At 46.8% G+C, this 1478-nt stretch carries 1 protein-coding gene; it reads left to right on the top strand.

Features of this window, described 5'->3' with window-relative positions:
• Positions 1-80 precede the first annotated feature (80 nt).
• Complete coding sequence (locus tag QUA04_RS29630; RefSeq protein WP_333264366.1) at positions 81-1421, top strand: cache domain-containing protein; 1341 nt, start codon at positions 81-83, stop codon at positions 1419-1421.
• The last annotated feature ends 57 nt before the right edge of the window (positions 1422-1478 follow it).

Below are 1478 nucleotides of genomic sequence, written 5' to 3'. Positions count from 1 at the left end.
ATAGATAGTCTAAATGAAAGCTCATCACTATAACTGTATTGGTTGATCTATTTTACACCATAAACTCAGGAGAGCCAACCATGCGAAGCTTTGCGAGAGTAAAGTGGTGGAAATTAACTCGACTATTGCCAGCGGAATTAAAGGGCGAATACCATCTTGGGTACAAAACTGCGCTCTTAATTTTGGGCGGAACAATTCTGGCAGCTAGCATCACTGGTTGGATCAGCTATCAAAGCGTTCGCCGCTTGATTATCACCAAAAGCGAGCGAAATGCTTTGTTAGAAGTTAGGGAGCGCGCCAACAAGATCGATCGCTGGCTCGGCACTAGAAAGGCTGAGATCGAAATCCTCGCCCACACTCCTCCCGTTCGTTCGATGAATTGGTCAGTGGCAGAGCCTTATTTAAAATCGGAAGTAAATCGACTGCAAGAATTCCTGCACTTGGCATTAATTGCTCCCAACGGTTCTTATTTCACCACAAAAGTCGGCAGAGCGTTGATTAATGTTAGCGACCGCCAACACTTTAAAAAGGCAATGGCTGGGGAAGTTTATGTTTCAGATCCTACGATTTCTCGCACGCTCAAAAAACAAAGTATTGTTCCCATTTCGGCTCCGGTATGGTCAAACTCGGCAAATTCTATTTATAAAACAACCGAAAAGCCGATCGGAGTAATGAACGGCGTTATTAGCATCGACCGAATTGCCGAAGTAGTAGGAAAGCTGGAATATGGCGCAGGAACCTACGCTTTTGTTCTGAATTCTCAAGGAGTGCCGATTGTGCATCCCGACGCTCGGTTAATCGGAAATATCGACAAGCAGGCTCCCAGTCTTTTAGAGTCGGCAGATGCTAATTTGGCAAATGTAGCCCGGGAGATGGTTTATCAAAAAACGGGCATTTCGCTGACTACAATCAACGACGCCAGAGTTTATGTTGCCTATCTTCCTTTAGAACAAGCTGAATGGTCGATCGCCCTGGTAATTCCCCGCGACAATCTCGAAAAAGAACTCCTTCCTTTCAAGATACTAGCAGTAGCAGCCGGCGTACTTGCAGCCGCAGCTATTTTCGCAGCAATTGTGGCGCTCAAGCTGTTTGCCCTAAATGGCATTCGCTGTCGCACAGAAGGCCTTCTCCGCCACTTGACCGGCCGCATTCGCGCTTGCTTGCATCTCGATCGCATCCTCCAAACTACAGTAGATGAACTCGGTACTGTACTGAAGCTCGATCGAGCAATTTTCGCATGGTACGATCCCCGACAAGATACTTTAGAATTTGGCTGGGAATATTGCCGGGAAGGTTTGCCGGCGCGCTTGGGAATCTTTGGTGTTCCAGGAGGGCCCTCTGGAGATTTAGCTGCACGGCTTCACCGCTGCGAAACGATACTGCTACATAAAACGGCCGCCCCTGATACCAATTTAATATGAAGCTGCATAGAATAGGGCTTCAAGAATAAAATTGTAAGATGACAACGAACTAATTTG

The sequence above is a fragment of the Microcoleus sp. S13_C5 genome (genome assembly GCF_036700845.1).
Classification (GTDB): Bacteria; Cyanobacteriota; Cyanobacteriia; order Cyanobacteriales; family Microcoleaceae; genus Microcoleus.
Note: the sequence above shows the minus strand (reverse complement) of the source record. Positions and strands in the feature narration are given on the sequence as shown.

Coding starts and splice junctions, on each gene's coding strand:
- QUA04_RS29630 (WP_333264366.1), top strand. CDS start 81: ATGCGAAGCTTTGCGAGAGTAAAGTGGTGGAAATTAACTCGACTATTG.